Below are 16,545 nucleotides of genomic sequence, written 5' to 3'. Positions count from 1 at the left end.
TGCATTGCCCTGCGCGTCAGCGCACCTTCTGCATGGCGCTCAGTACCCGCTTCTCGGAGACCGGGACCGGGGTTCCGAGTGTTTGAGCGAACAGGCTGACGCGCAGTTCCTCGATCATCCAGTGAATCGCGTCGACCTCGGGTGAGTGCTGCCGTTCTTCCGGCAGGCCGGCGAGCATCCGTTCGTATCCGGCGTACACCCGGTCGAGGGCATCCATCCCCTTCTGGTCGCGCGGTGCGCTCCCGGGCAGGGCTTCCAGTCGTGCGACCGCGGCAGCGAGGTAGCGGGGCAGTTCGCGGAGGCGGGTGGCGCCGATGTCGGCGACGAATCCGGGAAACAGCAGCGACTGCCGTTGTTCCCGCACGTCGTCGGCGGCCTCGCCGGTGGCGCGTTCCAGCACGACGGCGAGCCGGTGGTCCGCTTCGAGCACCGGCGACACGAGTCGCACGAGTACCGCCACGTTCCGGGCCATCTCCGCGCGTGCCTTCGCGACGAGGGCGTCGAATTCCTGCGGCGTGCGTACCGGGGTGCCGTGTGCGGCGATCAACTGATTCGCGGCGGCGGTGCGGCAGTCGTCGATCAGGGCGTCGAGGCTGCCGTCGGGGTTCTGCCCGAGCGCCAGCCGCTGCGCGTTGCCCAGACCGGATGTCACCGTCTTCGCCTGGGTGGGAACGGCGGCCAGTAGCAGTCGTCGCGTTCCGTCGCGCATCGCGGCTCGCTGGGCGGCGGCGGTGCTGAGGACGCGGACGGCGACACCGTCACCCTCCGGGACCAGCGCGGGGTAGCCGGTGACCTTCTGACCGCCGAGTTCGCGCGTGACGGTGGCCTCGAGGGAACCGAGGGTCGCGGGGGTCCACGTGAGTGCGGGGGGCCGCTCCGAGTTCGACGCCGCCTTCGCCACTTCCACCTGGACGCGGGGTGCGAGCGACTTGCGCAGCGACACGAGGTCCTTGTGCCGCCCGAGGACGGCACCTTTCTCGTCCACGGCGACGAACGTCATGCGCAGGTGGTCGGGGAGGGCGGTGACGTCGAAATCCTTGGGGTCGATGCGGCAGGCACCGAGCCGCGACAGTTCGCGTGCCATCGCCGCGGTGAGCGGTTCGGAGCGCGGTTTCACCGCGGCCAGTGCGGCGGCAGCGAAGTCGGGTGCCGGAACCACCTGTCGGCGAAGGGTCTTCGGGAGCGTCTTGATCAGTGCGGTGACGAGTTCGACACGCATGCCGGGGACCAGCCAGTCGAAGCCGACGGCGCGCAGCCCCGCGAGCAGGGCGATCGGGATGCGGGCGGTGACGCCGTCGTCTTCGTTGCCGGGTTCGAACTGGTAGGTGAGCGGGACCTGCATGTCGCCCTGACGCCAGGCGTCGGGGTATTCGCCGCCGAGTACCGCGGCCGAATCGGCGTTGACGACCGTCGACTGGGTGAACGTGAGCAGGTCCGGATTCTTGCGGCGGGCGACTTTCCACCAGGAGTCGAAATGCCGGGCGGAGACCGCCTCCGGGCCGACGCGCTGGTCGTAGAAGTCGTAGAGCGTGTCGTCGTCGACGAGGATGTCGCGCCTGCGGGCGCGGTGCTCGAGTTCCTCGACGTCTTCCAGGAGTGCGCGGTTGGCGTGGAAGAACTTGTGCTGGGTCTGCCATTCGCCCTGCACCAGGGCATGGCGGATGAACAGGTCCCGGGACGTCTCGGGGTCGATGGTGCTGTAGGTGACCGCACGGCCGGCGACGAGGGGGATCCCGTACAGCGTCACGCGTTCGTAGGCCATGGCGGCGCCGCGTTTCGACGACCAGTGCGGTTCGGAGTAGGTGCGTTTCACGAGGTGCGGCGCCAGCTTCTCGGCCCATTCGGGTTCGATCCTGGCCGACATCCGCGCCCACAGCCGGGACGTCTCGACCAGTTCGGCGGCCATCACCCATCGCGGTGGCTTCTTGAACAGGCTCGAGCCGGGGAAGACCGCGAATCGGCTTCCGCGTGCCCCGAGGAAGTCCCGTTTGTCACCCTCGCGCAGCCCGATGTGTGACAGCAGACCGGCGAGGAGCGACTGGTGGATGGCCGCCTCGCCTGCCGGGGCGCCGGTGGTCTCCCAGCCGAGTCCCCGGGTGATCTGGCGGAGTTGACCGTGCAGGTCCTGCCATTCGCGGATGCGCAGCCAGTGCAGGAACTCGTTTCGGCACATCTTGCGGAACTGGTTGGACGACAACTCGTTCCGCTGCTCGCGCAGGTACTTCCACAGTTCGAGGAAGGCGAGGAAGTCGGAATTCTCCACGGCGAACCGGGCGTGCTTCTCGTCGGCCGCCTGCTGGAACTCGGCGGGACGTTCGCGCACGTCCTGGATGGAGAGTGCGGCGACGATGACGAGCACCTCGGACAGGCAGCCGTTGCGGTGCGCCTCGACGAGCATCCGGGCCATGCGCGGATCGACGGGGATCTGCGCGAGTTCCCGTCCGACCGGGGTGAGGACGGGCTGCTCGTTCTGGGCTTTCCGTTCGATCGCGCCGAGTTCCTCGAGCAGGCCGATGCCGTCGCGGACGGCCCGCGGGTCCGGCGGCTGCACGAACGGGAACGCGGCGACGTCGCCGAGTCCGAGCGCCGTCATCTGCAGGATGACGGACGCGAGGTTGGTGCGCAGGATCTCCGGCTCGGTGAACGCGGGCCTCGACTCGAAGTCCTCCTCGGAGTAGAGGCGGATGCAGATGCCTTCGGCGACACGGCCGCAACGACCGGAACGCTGGCGGGCGGAGGCCTGCGAGATAGGTTCGATCGGCAGGCGTTGCACCTTGGTGCGCACCGAGTAGCGGGAGATGCGGGCGGTGCCCGGGTCGACGACGTACCGGATGCCGGGCACGGTGAGCGACGTTTCGGCGACGTTCGTCGACAGCACGACCCGCCGCCCGGTGTGGGGGGTGAACACCTTGTGCTGCTCCGCTGCCGACAGTCGCGCGTACAGAGGCACGATCTCGGTGCCGCGCAGTCTGCGGTCGCGGAGGGCGTCGGCGGTGTCGCGGATCTCCCGTTCGCCGGAGAGGAAGACGAGGATGTCGCCGTCGCCCTCGCCGGAGAGCTCTTCGACGGCCTCGCACACCGCGTCGACGGGGTCGCGGTCGAATGTCTGCTCGCCGACTTCCACCGTGAGCGGGCGGTACCGCATCTCGACGGGGAACGTGCGCCCGGACACCTCGACGATCGGCGCGGGCACGCCGTCGGCGGCGAAGTGTTCCGCGAAGCGTTCCGGGTCGATCGTCGCCGACGTGATGATCACTTTCAGATCGGGCCTGCGGGGGAGGAGCTGGCGCAGGTATCCGAGGATGAAGTCGATGTTGAGGCTGCGTTCGTGCGCCTCGTCGATGATGAGGGTGTCGTACCGGCGAAGCATCCGGTCGCGCTGGATCTCGGCGAGCAGGATTCCGTCGGTCATCAGCTTCACCAGCGTGCCGTCCGACACCTGGTCGGTGAATCGCACGGTGTAGCCGACGGTCTCACCGAGTTCGCTGTGGAGTTCCTCGGCGATGCGCTCGGCGACCGTCCGCGCCGCCAGACGGCGGGGCTGGGTGTGTCCGATGAGACCGCGGACGCCGCGGCCGAGTTCGAGGCAGATCTTCGGGATCTGCGTCGTCTTGCCGGATCCCGTCTCACCGGCCACGATGACGACCTGATTCTCGGCGATCGCCTTCGCGATGTCGTCGCGGCGCCGGCTCACCGGCAGTGCGTCAGGGTACTCGATGGCGGGGACGCTGTCGAGTCTTCGGGTGACGCGGCCGCGCGCGGCGTCGATCTCGTCGGACAGGGAGGCGAGGGCGTCGGGCGTGCGGGCACGGTCGAGTCGCCGGCGGAGCCGGTGTTCGTCGCGCAGAGTGAGTTCGCCGAGGCTGTTCTTCAGTTCCTGCCGGCTGGGTGCTGTGGTGGACATGCTGGACCCCAGCCTAGCCAACCCGGTGGATCGCCCTGTGCCGCGCCCGCCCGTGTGCGAATATCGGCGGATGGACGCCGCCGTCGTCACGGAGCTGCGAGGTCAGGGGATCGTTCGGGTTCTGCGGGCGGGGTTCGCCGCCTACGGGCTGGTCGCGTTGCTGTGGATTCCGCTCCGCAACGTCGGCAGCGACGACTTCTCGACGGCCGACTACCTCAGCTATTTCACCATCGAGAGCAACATCCTCGCTGTCGTCGTCCTGCTGATCGGCGCGATCCGGGATCCGCAGTCGCGGCGCTGGCAGCTGTTCCGCGGTGCGACGACGCTGTACATGGTCATCACCGGAATCGTGTATGCGGTGCTGCTGGCGAACATCGACGTCATGCTGCAGGACGGCTGGATCAACACGGCCCTGCACCGGCTGCTGCCGCTCGTCCTGCTGCTCGACTGGGTGCTCGCCCCGTCCCGGGTGCGGATCTCCGACGCCCAGAGCCTCGGCTGGCTGATCTTCCCGGCCGTGTACGGCGCGTACTCCCTGATCCGCGGCCCGATCGTCGACTGGTACCCGTATCCGTTCCTGGACCCCCGGAACCAGGGGTACGTCCAGCTGGCCGTCACCGCGGTCGTGTTGCTGCTGGCCATGGCGTTGATGGCGCTCGCCGTGAACGCGGTGGGCCGTCTCGGTGCGCGCCGCCGGTACGGCGAGGACCGGTAGCGGCGAAGCCTCGCGCAGCCGATTCGCGGGCCGCGCTATCCTCCACACGACAGGCGTCCACGCGATCATCCGTGACTTCGGCAACGGCTGGGAGACTATGTTCGACGAGTTCGCAGGGGAGACCTTCGACCTGCTCACCCGCGACCGCGGCAGTGTCGTCGCCGCCGACGACGGGGTCCCCCTCGCGGTGCGCGAGGTGGGTCCAGCGTTCGCCCCGCTGACCGTGGTGTTCGTCCATGGGTTCTGCAACCGGATGACCGGCTGGCACTTCCAGCGGGTTCAGCTCGAGGAGACGTGGGGCTCGACGATCCGCATGGTGTTCTTCGATCTGCGCGGCCACGGCAACTCCGGGGTGCCGCGGCGGGACACGTGCACGATCCCGCATCTCGCGCAGGACGTCGACGCCGTGATCCGGGCGCTGGTGCCGGAGGGGCCGATCGTGCTGGTCGGCCACTCGATGGGCGGCATGGCCGTCCTCTCGTACGTCGGCCGGAATCCCGATCTGATCGGATCTCGCATCGTCGGGGTGGGGCTGATCGCCACCGCGGCGGAGAAGCTGGGTGACGTGGGGCTCGCGCGCACCCTCAACACGCCCGTCGTCGCCGGTTTCAGCACCGCGGCCCGTCACCTGCCCCGGGTGGTCCAGAGCGGTCGCGGCGCGAGCAAGCGGGTGCTGGCGCCGATCCTGAGGTCGGCGTCGTTCGGTGACCGCAGCATCAGCCCGGCGATCATGTGGCACTCCGAGCAGATGATCAACGACACCTCGCTCAAGACGCTCGTCGACTTCCTGCCGTCGTTCAAGAACCACGACGAGACGGCGGCGGTGCCGTTGCTGGCACCGATCGAGACGCTCGTCGTGTGCGGCGACCGCGACCTGCTGACCCCGTTCCGGTATTCGAAGGCCATCGCCGGGCATCTGCCGGACGCGGAACTGGTGAAGGTGCCCGGTGCGGGACACATGGTGCAGCTGGAGCGGGCGCAGCTGGTCACGGACGCGATCGATCGTCTCCTGATCCGTTCCGTCGAAACCCTGCCCACACCGAGTGCCTGGAGCGAGTGGGTGCGGGTGGCCACGGACTACGTGGACCACGTGCGGCACTGGCTCGCCCACGGCGGGCCTGCCGCCTGGTGGCGGGGGCTACGCGGTCGTCCCGTCGTCGGCCCCACGTTCCGGTAACACGCAGAATTCGTTGCCCTCCGGGTCGGCGAGGACCACCCAGGGAACGTTCGGGTCGTCGCTCAGGCGGTGGGCGCCGAGGGAGAGCAGCCGCCGCACCTCGTCGTCGCGGGATCCGGACGACGGTGCGATGTCGAGGTGCAGGCGGTTCTTCCCGGACTTCCGGTCGTCGACGGGCTGGAAGAGCAGTGACGTCGACCCCGGTGCGCTCGCTTCGACGTACTCGCGGCCGTATGCGTCCATCCACCGGCGGGTCGACGGGTAGCCCAGGGCCTCGCACCAGAATCGTGCCAGTGATTCCGAGTCCCGGCAGTCGACGGTAATGGCGATGATTCGGCTGGTCATGGGTTGCGGTTACCCGCGCATCGGCGACTGATCACCGTCCCGGGCGGGTACTCGGTGTCCGTGTAAACAGCAAAGCGACGACAACACGTGTCACTCGGGACACAATGAGGGCACGCGAACACCGGCCTCAGGAGGCGGGATCTATGGCATCTGCGGATGCGTCAGCCGAGCAGGAAACGCTCCCACCAGGTGTTCTCCGACGCGCGATCGCGGCGTCGGCGATGGGAAACGCCACCGAATGGTTCGACTACGGTGTGTACGCGTTCACGGTGTCGTACATCTCGGCCGCGTTCTTCCCCGGCGACACCGGTTCGGCCACCCTCTACGCGCTGCTCGTGTTCGCGGTGTCGTTCGTCGTGCGACCGCTCGGCGGTCTCGTGTGGGGTCCGCTGGGTGACCGGCTCGGCCGTCGCCAGGTCCTCGCTCTGACGATCATCCTGATGGCGGGTGCGACGTTCTGCGTCGGCCTCGTGCCGAGCTACGACGTCATCGGTTTCTGGGCGCCGCTGCTGCTGGTGCTGCTGCGCATGATCCAGGGCTTCTCGACCGGCGGCGAATACGGCGGCGCGGCAACGTTCATGGCCGAGTACTCGCCGGACCGCAAGCGCGGCTTCTGCGGAAGTTTCCTCGAGTTCGGCACCCTCGGCGGGTACGCGCTCGGCGCGATCGTGGTTCTGGCGGTGGAGTTGTTCTCCAGCGATCCGTTCATGTCCACCTGGGGCTGGCGTATCCCGTTCCTGATCGCCGGGCCGATGGGCCTGATCGGCCTCTACCTGCGGACCAAGCTCGAGGAGACACCCGTCTTCCGGGAACTGGACGCGGAAGGCGCGGTGGAGTCGGGGACGACCCACGAGTTCAAGGACCTGATCACCGAGTACTGGAAGCCGTTGCTGCTGCTCGGCGGACTCGTCATCGCGTTGAACGTCACCAACTACACCCTGCTGAGCTACATGCCGACCTATCTGGAAACGCAGATCGGCCTGTCGTCCACCGCATCGCTGACGTTGTTCATCGTGGGGCAACTCGTGATGATGGCCGTCATTCCGTTCGCGGGCGGGTTGTCGGACCGGGTGGGCCGAAAACCGTTATGGTACGGCTCACTCGTGGGATTGATCGTGTTCGCCGTCCCGATGTATCTGCTGATGCGTCAGGGTTTCGGATGGGCGATCCTGGCGTTCGCGGTTCTCGGGTTGCTGTACGTGCTGCAGCTGTCCACGATCTCGGCGACCTTCCCGGCGATGTTCCCGACACACGTGCGGTTTGCGGGTTTCGCCATCGCGTACAACGTGTCGACGTCGTTGTTCGGTGGCACTGCCCCGGCGGTCAACGAACTGCTCATCGAATGGACGGGCAACTCGCTGATGCCGGCGTTCTACATGATGGCCGCGTGCGGGATCGGTCTCGTCGCGCTGTACTTCGTGGCCGAGACGGCCGGCGCGTCCATCCGCGGTCGTGGGATACCGGGTGTCGACACGGAAGCGCACCCCACCGCACTCGTGCAGAAGTGACGCGGCCGGATCCGAGCCGGGGCGCCGTGGCATAGTCGCCTGGGGTGGGGTTTCACGAAGGGATGAGCATGGCGTCGGCACTGTGGCACGGATTCGCGGATATGGGCGCGGTGGAACGGAAGGGCGCCTTCGTGGTGTCTCGCGGCGAGGGCGCGTACATCTGGGACAACCGTGGCAACCGCTACCTCGATGCGACTGCGGGTCTGTGGTTCACCAACGTCGGGCACGGGCGTGCGGAGATCGCGGACGCCGTCGCGGAGCAGTTGCGGACGATGGCGCACTTCTCGAACTTCGGTGACTTCGTTCCCGAGACCACCGCGACCCTGGCCGATCGGCTCGCCACCATCGCGCCGGTGCCGGGCAGCAAGATCTTCCTCACCTCGGGTGGCTCGGATTCGGTGGACACGGCGGCCAAACTCGCCCGCCGCTACTGGCACGAAATGGGCAAGCCGGCCAAGACGATCGTGGTCGGCCGTCAGAAGGCCTACCACGGGATGCACGTCGCGGGCACTGCGCTGGCGGGTATTCCCGTCAACCGCGAGGGCTACGGCGAGCTGATGGCCGACGCCGCGACAGTCGCCTGGAACGACGCCAAGAGCCTGCTCGAGCTGATCGAGAAGGTGGGTGCCGACACGATCGCCGCGTTCTTCTGCGAACCCGTCATCGGCGCGGGCGGCGTGTACCTGCCGCCGGAGGGGTACCTCGCGGAGGTCCGCGACATCTGCCGCGAGCACGACATCCTGTTCGTGGTCGACGAAGTGGTGACGGGATTCGGCCGCATCGGCGGCGAGTGGTTCGCGTCGACGCGATTCGATCTGCAGCCCGACATGATGACGACGGCGAAGGGTCTCACGTCCGGGTACGTCCCGATGGGTGCGGTGTTCATCGCCCCGCGGGTGGCCGAGCCGTTCTTCGCCGGCGGGGTGTGGTGGCGGCACGGCTACACCTACGGTGGGCACGCGGGTGCCGCCGCGGCCGCACTCGCCAACCTCGACATCATCGAGCGCGAAAACCTGCTGGCGGAGTCGAAGCGGCTCGAGTCCTCGTTGCACGTGCACCTCGCGCCCCTCGCCGACCACCCGCGGGTCGAAGAAGTGCGCAGCGGTCTCGGTGCGGTCGCGGCCGTGCAGTTGGCCGATCCTGCGGAGGCACTCCCGTTCGTGAACACGTTGCGTGAGTTCGGCATCTCGGGCCGCGCCGCCGGTCAGGGCGCCATGCAGATCTCGCCGTCGTTCGTGATGACGGACGATCAGGTCGCTCAGCTCGCGGACGGGTTCCGCCGGGCGCTGGGCTGATCTTGGCCGGCGCCCCGCCTGCGGATGCGGTGCAGGGCGCCGGTGACCCGGTCCCGCCACGTCGGCGACGCCAGCGCGATCTCCTGCTGCCCGTCGTGCGCGGCGTACGCGCGGGTGTAGCGCTCGTGCAGACGGGCCCGCACCTCGTCGGGCGTGTACGCCTTGCGGTGCCGATCCGCGCGGACCGCGACGACCCCGGTCGCGGCGACACCCACCACACCGGCGAGTCCGAGAAGTTTCCACCATTGCCTGCCATGCAGTCGCATCCTTCTAGGCTAGGGCCCATGGACGCGCCACGGCACACGGACGCACGACGACACCGTTCCACCATCGACCTCGACACCGCGGTCGAGGTCACCCGCACCGGCGACATCTGGATCTTCCGCGGAGAGTCCCCGGCCGACAGGGCCATCCAGACGCTGACGAACAGTCCGGTCAACCACGTCGGCATGTCGGTGGTGCTCGAGGACCTTCCGCCGCTGATGTGGCACGCCGAGCTCGGGCATTCGTTGCAGGACATGTGGACGGGCCGCTTCCAGCGTGGTGTGCAACTCCACGACCTGCGCGCCGCGGTCCAGGTGTGGGGTGCGCGGTACGGGCAGCGGGGATGGCTGCGTCAGCTCGCCGAACCCGCGACGCCGCAGCAGGAGGACGCGTTGATGCGGGCGATCGCGCGGCTCGACGGAACGCCGTTCCCGTCCACCGCGAGACTCGCGTCGCGGTGGTTCGGCGGGCGCCTGCCCGGGTCGCGCCGTCGCCGGGAGCAGTCGGCGAGCCTCGAAAGCGCCTATTGCGCCGAGGTGGTCGCGCAGACGTACGAGGAGATGGGTCTGATCAGCGGTCGCAGGCGCACCAACTGGTACGACCCCGGCAAGTTCTGGAGCGGCGACCGGCTTCCGCTCGCTCCCGGTGTGACGCTGGGCCGGGAGATCGAGGTCAGCCTGAGCGAGGCCGACCTCGCCGCGGGGCGGGGAAGGCGGCCGACGTCAGAGGGTGCGTGACTTCTCGGGGTGTACCCGTCCGCCGACCTCGATCCAGCCGGCGGGGTCGTACGTTGTGCGCAGTTCGGACCCTTTGCCCTGGGTGATCAGGAGGGCGTGCCGCAGGTGCGCGGTGATCCGGACGGCGGCGGCTCCGGTGGCCTCGTCCTCGGTGATGCCCATGTCGGGGGCGAACATTCGCGACCGGATCGAATGCTCGACCTTGTCGGTCCACGCCCACAGGTAGTGGTGCCCGGCCCCGAACTTCTTCGGGTCGGCGGCCTGGACCTCGCGGACGCTGTCCATGGGGTACAGCGAGAACTCCGGCGCCCACTCGGGCCGGGCCCGCACCCAGGTGATCGCGCCGGAACGCCGGGTGGTGACGGGGCCCGCAGGGACGTCGAGTGTGGTGACCGCGGCACCGCGCTCGTGCAACCACCAGGACAGTCCGACGGTGGGATGTCCGGCGAAGGGCAGTTCGGTGGTGGGGGTGAAGATCTGGGCGCGCGCGTGCTCGTCGTCGGGCCCGGGGATGTCGACGAAGATCGTCTCGCTGTATCCGAGTGTGYGAGCGACGGACTGCCGGTCCTCGGGCGGGACGGCCGAGGAGTCGACGATGCCGAGCGGATTGCCGTGGCGTCCTTTGTCGTCGGTGAACACCCGGACGACGTCTACGTGGATGGGCATTGACGCACCCTATCGCTCCGGGCGTTCCTGCATTGTGCAGGAACCCGTCCAAAAGGCCGAGGCGATGGAAAGCATTAGGCTGATAGGCATGGCCGATCAGAGTTATCAACCCACACTGTCGCAGCTGCGTGCGTTCGTGGCAGTCGCGGAGTACCGCCATTTCGGCACGGCGGCAGCACGATTGAGTGTGAGCCAACCCACACTGTCGCAGTCGCTGGCCGCCCTGGAGAACGGGCTCGGTGTGCAGCTCATCGAGCGCAGCACCCGGCGCGTCCTCGTCACCGCGGCGGGGGAGCGGCTCCTCGGTCAGGCCAAGGTGATCCTCGAGGCCGCGGACGGTTTCGTCGCGACGGCCGCGGGTGTCGGCGACCGGTTGGCCGGGCCCCTGCGGATCGGGCTCATTCCCACCGTCGCCCCCTACGTGCTGCCGGCGCTGCTGCCGGCGCTGCGCGAGGAGATGCCCGCACTGGAGCCGCAGGTCATCGAGGACCAGACGGCGCGACTTCTCGAGGCGCTGCGTGTGGGTTCACTCGACGTCGCAGTGCTGGCCCTGCCGAGCGGTGTCAGCGGTCTCGTCGACATCCCCTTGTACACAGAAGATTTCGTGATGGTCGTCCCGAAGGGGCACCCGCTGGCCGGTCGCACCGACATCTCGCCGCCGATGCTGGACGAGCTTCCTCTCCTGCTGCTCGACGAGGGGCACTGCCTGCGCGACCAGACCCTCGATCTGTGCCGTTCGGTGGATGCGCATCCGGTGGCGGGCGACACCCGCGCCACGTCGCTGTCGACGGTGGTGCAGTGCGTCGCCGGCGGACTCGGCGTGACCCTGGTGCCGGAATCCGCCGTCCAGGTGGAGACCGGACGGGGTCCGCTCGCGACGGCCCGCTTCGCCGCTCCCGCGCCCGGTCGCACGATCGGCCTCGTGTTCCGGTCGTCCAGTGCCCGCGCGGACGACTACGGGCAACTCGCGCGCCTGTTCACGAAGACGGCGCCGGTGGGCACCCCCGCCTGACGGCCGGGGAGTGTCAGGACCGCCGACGCGGTTTGCCCTTCTTGCCACCTTTGGGCTTGCCGCCCTTGGCTCCGGTGCCGGAGCGCGGCGTCCGCGTCCCCGTGGCCGGTTTCTGTCGTGCGGCCGCCGCGGCGGGACGCTTCTTCCTCGGCTCGGCCGCCGCCGGGGTGCGACCCCGGGAGCTGTTGACGGTGCGACCCCGGACGATGCCGATGAACTCCTCCACCAGTTCGGTGGTCTCGTCCTCGGGCCACGACAACGCGATCCGCGACTCCGGGCCGTCCGACACCGTCCGGTAGACGAGGTCCTTGCGGTGGTGGAGCCGGGCGAGCGACTGCGGGACGACCAGCAGCCCGACCCCCGCGGCGACCAGTTCGATCGCGTCGGCCGTCGTGGCCGGACGGTCCGCGGCAGGCAGTCCCGGCAGCCGGTCCCACACGAGGACGTCGTCGAGGGGGTGCTGGATGATCTCGTCGGCCAGATCCGCGATCGACACCTCGTCCACCGCCGCCACGACGTGGTCCTTCGGTGCCACGACCACCGGGATCTCGGTGTACAGCGGGATGGCGCTGAGACCGGTCCGGTCGATCGGCAGCCGCACCAGGCCCACGTCCGCACTCCGGCCACGCAACTGATCGGGTGCGTCCGAGGCGGACACGGGGACGAGGGTGAGGGGGACGTCGGGCAGCCGTTCGGCCCAGATCCGTACCCACTTGGTGGGGGTCACGCCCGGGACATACGCGAGCCGGAAGGGAGGGGATGCATCCGCGTCTGTCACTCCGTCAGGCTACCGGGCGTGGTCAACGGCACCGCACACGCTCGTTACTCTTGACACCATGACGTCGCACAAGAGCCCTCAGACTATGAAGCCCGCCACCGCGGCGAAGAAGCTGGGTGTGTACCTCGAGGCCACCCCCGCGGAGTTCCAGGAGGGTGTCGTCTCCCGCGACGAGCTCGGCGCACTGCAGAGCGATCCGCCGGAGTGGCTGCTCGAGCTGCGCCGCAACGGCCCGCACCCGCGTCCGGTGGTCGCGGCGAAGCTGGGGGTGTCCATCGCGGGCCTCGCGCGCGGCGGCATCACCGAGGCGCTCACCACCGAGCAGATCGACGCCCTCATGGCGGATCGCCCCGAATGGCTGCAGCAGGAGCGCGCCACCCAGGCCGAGGTCCGCAAGGAGACCGTCCGCATCAAGGAGAAGAACGCGGCACGGCGTGATCAGCCCCGCCGGCCGCGTTCGTGACCGCTATCCCTCGACGATGCTGAGCTCGTCGAAGATCACTTCACCGGCCGCGTCGGACTCGGGGAGGTCCACGACCGCCGTCAGCGCCCACCCGTGATCACCCTGCGGGTCCTCGAGGACCTGCCGGACCCGCCACAGCTCGGGCGCGGTCTCCACCTGGAACAGCTGGGGGCCGCGCGCCGAGGGTCCGGTGCCGAGCGAGTCGTATTCGTCGAAGTACGGCTGGAGCTGGTCCTCCCACTCCTCGGCGTCGATGCCGTCGTCCAGCCCCTCCAACTCGGCCCACCGCCGCCGCGAGGCGAGGTCGATGCGCCGGAACATGGCATTGCGCACCATCACCCGGAATGCCCGCGTGTTCGCGGAGATCGGGCGCGGCACGTCGGCGCCGAACGCGACCTGCTGGTCGTCGCCCTCGGCACCGGGGTCGGTGAGTGATTCCCACTCGTCGAGCAGGCTCGAATCGACCTGACGGATCAGCTCACCCAGCCACTCGATGAGGTCGTCGAGTTCCTCCGTCCGGGCCTCGGTCGGAACGGTCTGGCGCAGTGCGCGATACGCGTCCGCGAGATACCGCAGCACGAGGCCTTCCGAACGGGCCAGACCGTAGTGGCTGACCATTTCGGCGAACGTCATGGCCCGCTCGACCATGTCCCGCACGACCGACTTGGGCGACAGCGCGAACTCCGTGATCCACGGATGCCCACCCCGGTACATCTCGAACGCCGGGAACAACAGGTCCGCGAGAGGCTTGGGCCAGGTGACCTCCTCGAGCAACTCCATGCGTTCCTCGTATTCGATCCCGTCGGCCTTCATCTGCGAGACCGCCTCGCCGCGGGCGAAGTGCTGCTGCGCCATGAGCACCTGCCGGGGGTCGTCGAGGGTCGACTCGATCACCGACACCACATCCAGTGCATAGGAATCGGATTCGACGTCGAGGAGTTCGAGGGCCGCCAGCGCGAACGGCGACAGCGGTTGGTTGAGTGCGAAGTCCCGCTGGAGTTCCATCGTGAGCCGGGCCATCCGGCCGTCGGCGTCGGGCTCGTCGAGTCGCTGCACCACACCGGCGTCGATCAGCCCCCGGTACAGCGACAGCGCCTTGAGGATGTGCTTGCGCTGCGCCGGCCGCGGCTCGTGGTTGTCTTCGAGGAGGTGCCGCATGGACTCGAAGCAGTTACCCGGCCGTGCGATGACGTTGAGCAGCATGGAGTTCGACACGGAGAACCTCGACACGAGCGGTTCCGGCGATGCGGCGACGAGGCGATCGAACGTGGCCTCGCCCCACGACACGAATCCGTCCGGCGCCTTCTTGCGCTGCACCTTGCGGCGTTTCTTCGGGTCGTCGCCCGCCTTGGCCAGCGCCCGCAGATTCTCGACCTCGTGTTCGGGGGCCTGCACCACCACGGTGCCCAGGGTGTCGTAGCCGGCGCGTCCCGCACGTCCCGCGATCTGGTGGAACTCGCGGGCCCGCAGATGCCGCGTGCGGGTGCCGTCGAACTTGGTCAGCCCGGTCAGCAGCACGGTGCGGATGGGGACGTTGATCCCCACGCCGAGCGTGTCGGTGCCGCAGATGACCTTCAGCAGACCGTCCTGCGCCAGTTTCTCGATGAGGCGCCGGTATTTCGGCAGCATGCCCGCGTGGTGGACGCCGATGCCGTGCCGGACCAGACGTGAGAGCGTCTTGCCGAATCCGGTGGTGAACCGGAACCCGCCGAGGGCGTCGGCGATGGCGTCCTTCTCCTCGCGCGAACAGAAGTTGACGCTCGTCAGGGCCTGCGCTCGTTCCAGGGCGGCGGCCTGGGTGAAGTGGACGACGTACACCGGGGCCTGATTGGTGGTCACCAGTTCCTCGATCGTCTCGCTCACGGGTGTCGTCGCGTACGAGAACATCAGCGGAACGGGACGCTCGGTGCCCGCCACGACGGTGGTGGGCCGCCCGGTCCGGCGGGTGAGGTCGGACGAGAAGAAGTCGACCTCCCCGAGGGTGGCCGACATGAGCAGGAACTGGGCGTGGGGGAGTTCGACGAGGGGGACCTGCCACGCCCAGCCGCGGTCGGGTTCGGAGTAGAAGTGGAACTCGTCCATCACGACCTGGCCGATGTCGGAGTCGGGGCCCTCGCGCAGCGCGAGGTTCGCGACGATCTCGGCGGTCGCGCAGATGATCGGTGCCCGCGAGTTGACGGCGGCGTCGCCGGTCATCATGCCGACGTTCTCGGCGCCGAACACCTCGCACAGAGCGAAGAACTTCTCGCTGACAAGGGCTTTGATCGGGGCCGTGTAGAACGTGCGCTTGCCGGTGGCCATGGCGTAGAAGTGGGCGCCGACCGCCACCATCGACTTACCGGATCCGGTGGGCGTCGCCAGGATCACATTGGCCCCGGACACCAGCTCCATGACGGATTCTTCCTGGGCGGGATAGAGCGTCAGTCCTCGTTCTTCGGTCCAGGAGGTGAAGGCGTCGAAAACGGAATCGGAATCCGCGTTCTCGGGGAGCAGGTCGGAGAGAAGCACTGCTACAGGCTAGCCGGACGGCCGTGCGCCGCTGCCGGGCCTATGTCGCGCTGCGTTCGTCCGATCCCATCGCGTCGAGAACCGCCATGCGGGTGGACGCGCTGCCGGTGATGGTGCTCTCACCGACCCCGGTGACGAGCATCTGCCGCCACTTCGCCTCGTCGAACTGCAGGGGATGGGTTCCGGACAGGAACTTCTCGATGGTGCGCAGGAACCGCATCGGGTCGTCGCGGAACGGGAAATGTCCTGCGCCGCGGAAGATCTCGAGGTGGGAGCCGGGCATCGCCGCGTGCGCGAGGTGGGCGTGGCTCACCGGAATGACGGCGTCCTGATCACCCCAGATGAGCTGCACCGGGAGGTTCTCGGTCAGATAACATCGGTCGAGCATCGTGACGACCTGCCCGCGCCAGTCGACGACCGCGCGGAGGGTGCGCAGGTACGCCTCGTACGCGGTGGGGTCGTACAGCTCCGCGAGTACCCGCACCAGGTCGGGTGTGTCGTGGAGCATCGCACCGGGGCGCAGGCGCGTGCCGTTCAGCTGACTCAGCACGTTCCCCACCAGCCGCACGGTGGGCATCGCGCCGGGAATGCGCAGCAGCTTCAGCGCCTCGTTGACCACCGGGACGGACGCGAGCCGCAGCAGCGGGTGGACGTCCTTGGTGACGCCGCCTGCCGACACCAGGACGAGGCGGTCGACCATCTGCGGGAACTGGTAGGAGAACTGCATGGCGACACCGCCGCCCAGCGAGTGACCGACGACGGTGACCTTGTCGATGCCCAGGGTGGACAGCAGGTCGCGCATGCCGTTGGCGTACGCCGCCACCGAGTAGTCGGCCCGCGGCTTGTCGGAGCGTCCGTGACCCAGCAGGTCGGGGGCGATGACGGTGTAGTTCTTGGCGAGATGCGGGATGATCTCGGTCCACGTGGACGAGTTGTCGCCGATGCCGTGGATCAGCAGCAGCGCGGGACCCTCGCCCGCCATGCGGAACGCGCGACGGTAGCCGTGGATGGTGCGGAACATCATGCGGGTTTCGGCGTCCGGAACAGGCCTGAGCTTACGAATGCGGTTGTCGCTCATGTCGCCTCCTGAACTAGGTGCACTTCCCGAATGTTGACAGCTCAATCATCGGCTTGGTCTCGACGCTATTGCACGGGTCCCGGCCGAACAACTGG

14 protein-coding genes are annotated in these 16,545 nt (G+C 68.5%); 7 read left to right on the top strand and 7 right to left on the bottom strand.

What is annotated here, in order from left to right:
• Positions 1 to 16: 16 nt before the first annotated feature.
• Complete coding sequence (gene hrpA, locus AC1DWT_RS09455) at positions 17 to 3,904, bottom strand: ATP-dependent RNA helicase HrpA (protein ID WP_206015372.1); 3,888 nt, start codon at positions 3,902 to 3,904, stop codon at positions 17 to 19.
• A gap of 70 nt (positions 3,905 to 3,974) precedes the next feature.
• On the opposite strand from hrpA, the gene AC1DWT_RS09450 reads away from it, so the two are divergent.
• Positions 3,975 to 4,619, top strand: coding sequence for a Pr6Pr family membrane protein (locus AC1DWT_RS09450; protein ID WP_072942382.1), 645 nt, complete (start codon positions 3,975 to 3,977; stop codon positions 4,617 to 4,619).
• Positions 4,620 to 4,716: 97 nt separating this feature from the next.
• Positions 4,717 to 5,796, top strand: a complete 1,080-nt coding sequence (locus AC1DWT_RS09445) for an alpha/beta fold hydrolase (RefSeq protein ID WP_072942461.1) — start codon at positions 4,717 to 4,719, stop codon at positions 5,794 to 5,796.
• Here AC1DWT_RS09445 and AC1DWT_RS09440 read toward each other — a convergent pair.
• Positions 5,758 to 6,141, bottom strand: a complete 384-nt coding sequence (locus AC1DWT_RS09440; protein ID WP_072942381.1) for a VOC family protein — start codon at positions 6,139 to 6,141, stop codon at positions 5,758 to 5,760. The two genes, AC1DWT_RS09445 and AC1DWT_RS09440, sit on opposite strands and share 39 nt — an antisense overlap.
• A gap of 143 nt (positions 6,142 to 6,284) precedes the next feature.
• On the opposite strand from AC1DWT_RS09440, the gene AC1DWT_RS09435 reads away from it, so the two are divergent.
• Together AC1DWT_RS09435 and AC1DWT_RS09430 are read left to right on the top strand one after the other, a co-directional pair.
• Positions 6,285 to 7,649, top strand: coding sequence for an MFS transporter (locus AC1DWT_RS09435; protein WP_072942379.1), 1,365 nt, complete (start codon positions 6,285 to 6,287; stop codon positions 7,647 to 7,649).
• A 62-nt stretch (positions 7,650 to 7,711) separates the two neighbouring features.
• Positions 7,712 to 8,944, top strand: a complete 1,233-nt coding sequence (locus AC1DWT_RS09430; protein WP_206016256.1) for an aminotransferase family protein — start codon at positions 7,712 to 7,714, stop codon at positions 8,942 to 8,944.
• On the opposite strand, the gene AC1DWT_RS09425 is transcribed toward AC1DWT_RS09430, so the two are convergent.
• A complete protein-coding gene (locus AC1DWT_RS09425) occupies positions 8,908 to 9,210 on the bottom strand; it encodes a hypothetical protein (protein WP_072942376.1) in 303 nt (100 codons plus the stop codon). The genes AC1DWT_RS09430 and AC1DWT_RS09425 overlap by 37 nt on opposite strands.
• A gap of 18 nt (positions 9,211 to 9,228) precedes the next feature.
• On the opposite strand from AC1DWT_RS09425, the gene AC1DWT_RS09420 reads away from it, so the two are divergent.
• Positions 9,229 to 9,945, top strand: a complete 717-nt coding sequence (locus AC1DWT_RS09420; protein WP_095860683.1) for a C40 family peptidase — start codon at positions 9,229 to 9,231, stop codon at positions 9,943 to 9,945.
• Here the strand turns inward: AC1DWT_RS09420 and AC1DWT_RS09415 are convergent.
• Positions 9,931 to 10,611 carry a PhzF family phenazine biosynthesis protein gene (locus AC1DWT_RS09415; RefSeq protein WP_477920328.1) on the bottom strand — a complete coding sequence of 227 codons (681 nt, stop codon included), beginning with the start codon at positions 10,609 to 10,611 and terminating at the stop codon, positions 9,931 to 9,933. The two genes, AC1DWT_RS09420 and AC1DWT_RS09415, sit on opposite strands and share 15 nt — an antisense overlap.
• An 88-nt stretch (positions 10,612 to 10,699) precedes the next feature.
• Between AC1DWT_RS09415 and AC1DWT_RS09410 the strand changes: the two genes are divergently transcribed.
• Complete coding sequence (locus AC1DWT_RS09410) at positions 10,700 to 11,623, top strand: hydrogen peroxide-inducible genes activator (RefSeq protein WP_072942370.1); 924 nt, start codon at positions 10,700 to 10,702, stop codon at positions 11,621 to 11,623.
• A 13-nt stretch (positions 11,624 to 11,636) separates the two neighbouring features.
• On the opposite strand, the gene AC1DWT_RS09405 is transcribed toward AC1DWT_RS09410, so the two are convergent.
• A complete protein-coding gene (locus AC1DWT_RS09405) occupies positions 11,637 to 12,401 on the bottom strand; it encodes a LysR family substrate-binding domain-containing protein (RefSeq protein ID WP_206015373.1) in 765 nt (254 codons plus the stop codon).
• A 58-nt stretch (positions 12,402 to 12,459) separates the two neighbouring features.
• On the opposite strand from AC1DWT_RS09405, the gene AC1DWT_RS09400 reads away from it, so the two are divergent.
• The gene (locus tag AC1DWT_RS09400; RefSeq protein ID WP_072942367.1) at positions 12,460 to 12,864 is read left to right on the top strand and encodes a DUF5997 family protein; all 405 of its coding nucleotides are present in this window, start codon (positions 12,460 to 12,462) and stop codon (positions 12,862 to 12,864) included.
• A gap of 3 nt (positions 12,865 to 12,867) precedes the next feature.
• On the opposite strand, the gene AC1DWT_RS09395 is transcribed toward AC1DWT_RS09400, so the two are convergent.
• Positions 12,868 to 15,372: a DEAD/DEAH box helicase gene (locus AC1DWT_RS09395; protein ID WP_072942366.1), complete on the bottom strand. Its 2,505-nt coding sequence runs from the start codon at positions 15,370 to 15,372 to the stop codon at positions 12,868 to 12,870.
• A 40-nt stretch (positions 15,373 to 15,412) separates the two neighbouring features.
• A complete protein-coding gene (locus AC1DWT_RS09390; protein ID WP_206015374.1) occupies positions 15,413 to 16,450 on the bottom strand; it encodes an alpha/beta fold hydrolase in 1,038 nt (345 codons plus the stop codon).
• Positions 16,451 to 16,545 lie beyond the last annotated feature (95 nt).

This window comes from Rhodococcus sp. P4_B6, assembly GCF_056402215.1.
The sequence above is the reverse complement of the archived record's forward strand: the minus strand, read 5'-3'. Positions and strand labels throughout refer to the sequence as shown.

Bases quoted from the DNA above. Each gene is read 5' to 3' on its own strand.
- hrpA (WP_206015372.1), bottom strand. From the start codon at position 3,904: ATGTCCACCACAGCACCCAGCCGGCAGGAACTGAAGAACAGCCTCGGC.
- AC1DWT_RS09450 (WP_072942382.1), top strand. From the start codon at position 3,975: ATGGACGCCGCCGTCGTCACGGAGCTGCGAGGTCAGGGGATCGTTCGG.
- AC1DWT_RS09445 (WP_072942461.1), top strand. From the start codon at position 4,717: ATGTTCGACGAGTTCGCAGGGGAGACCTTCGACCTGCTCACCCGCGAC.
- AC1DWT_RS09440 (WP_072942381.1), bottom strand. From the start codon at position 6,141: ATGACCAGCCGAATCATCGCCATTACCGTCGACTGCCGGGACTCGGAA.
- AC1DWT_RS09435 (WP_072942379.1), top strand. From the start codon at position 6,285: ATGGCATCTGCGGATGCGTCAGCCGAGCAGGAAACGCTCCCACCAGGT.
- AC1DWT_RS09430 (WP_206016256.1), top strand. From the start codon at position 7,712: ATGAGCATGGCGTCGGCACTGTGGCACGGATTCGCGGATATGGGCGCG.
- AC1DWT_RS09425 (WP_072942376.1), bottom strand. From the start codon at position 9,210: ATGCGACTGCATGGCAGGCAATGGTGGAAACTTCTCGGACTCGCCGGT.
- AC1DWT_RS09420 (WP_095860683.1), top strand. From the start codon at position 9,229: ATGGACGCGCCACGGCACACGGACGCACGACGACACCGTTCCACCATC.
- AC1DWT_RS09410 (WP_072942370.1), top strand. From the start codon at position 10,700: ATGGCCGATCAGAGTTATCAACCCACACTGTCGCAGCTGCGTGCGTTC.
- AC1DWT_RS09400 (WP_072942367.1), top strand. From the start codon at position 12,460: ATGACGTCGCACAAGAGCCCTCAGACTATGAAGCCCGCCACCGCGGCG.
- AC1DWT_RS09390 (WP_206015374.1), bottom strand. From the start codon at position 16,450: ATGAGCGACAACCGCATTCGTAAGCTCAGGCCTGTTCCGGACGCCGAA.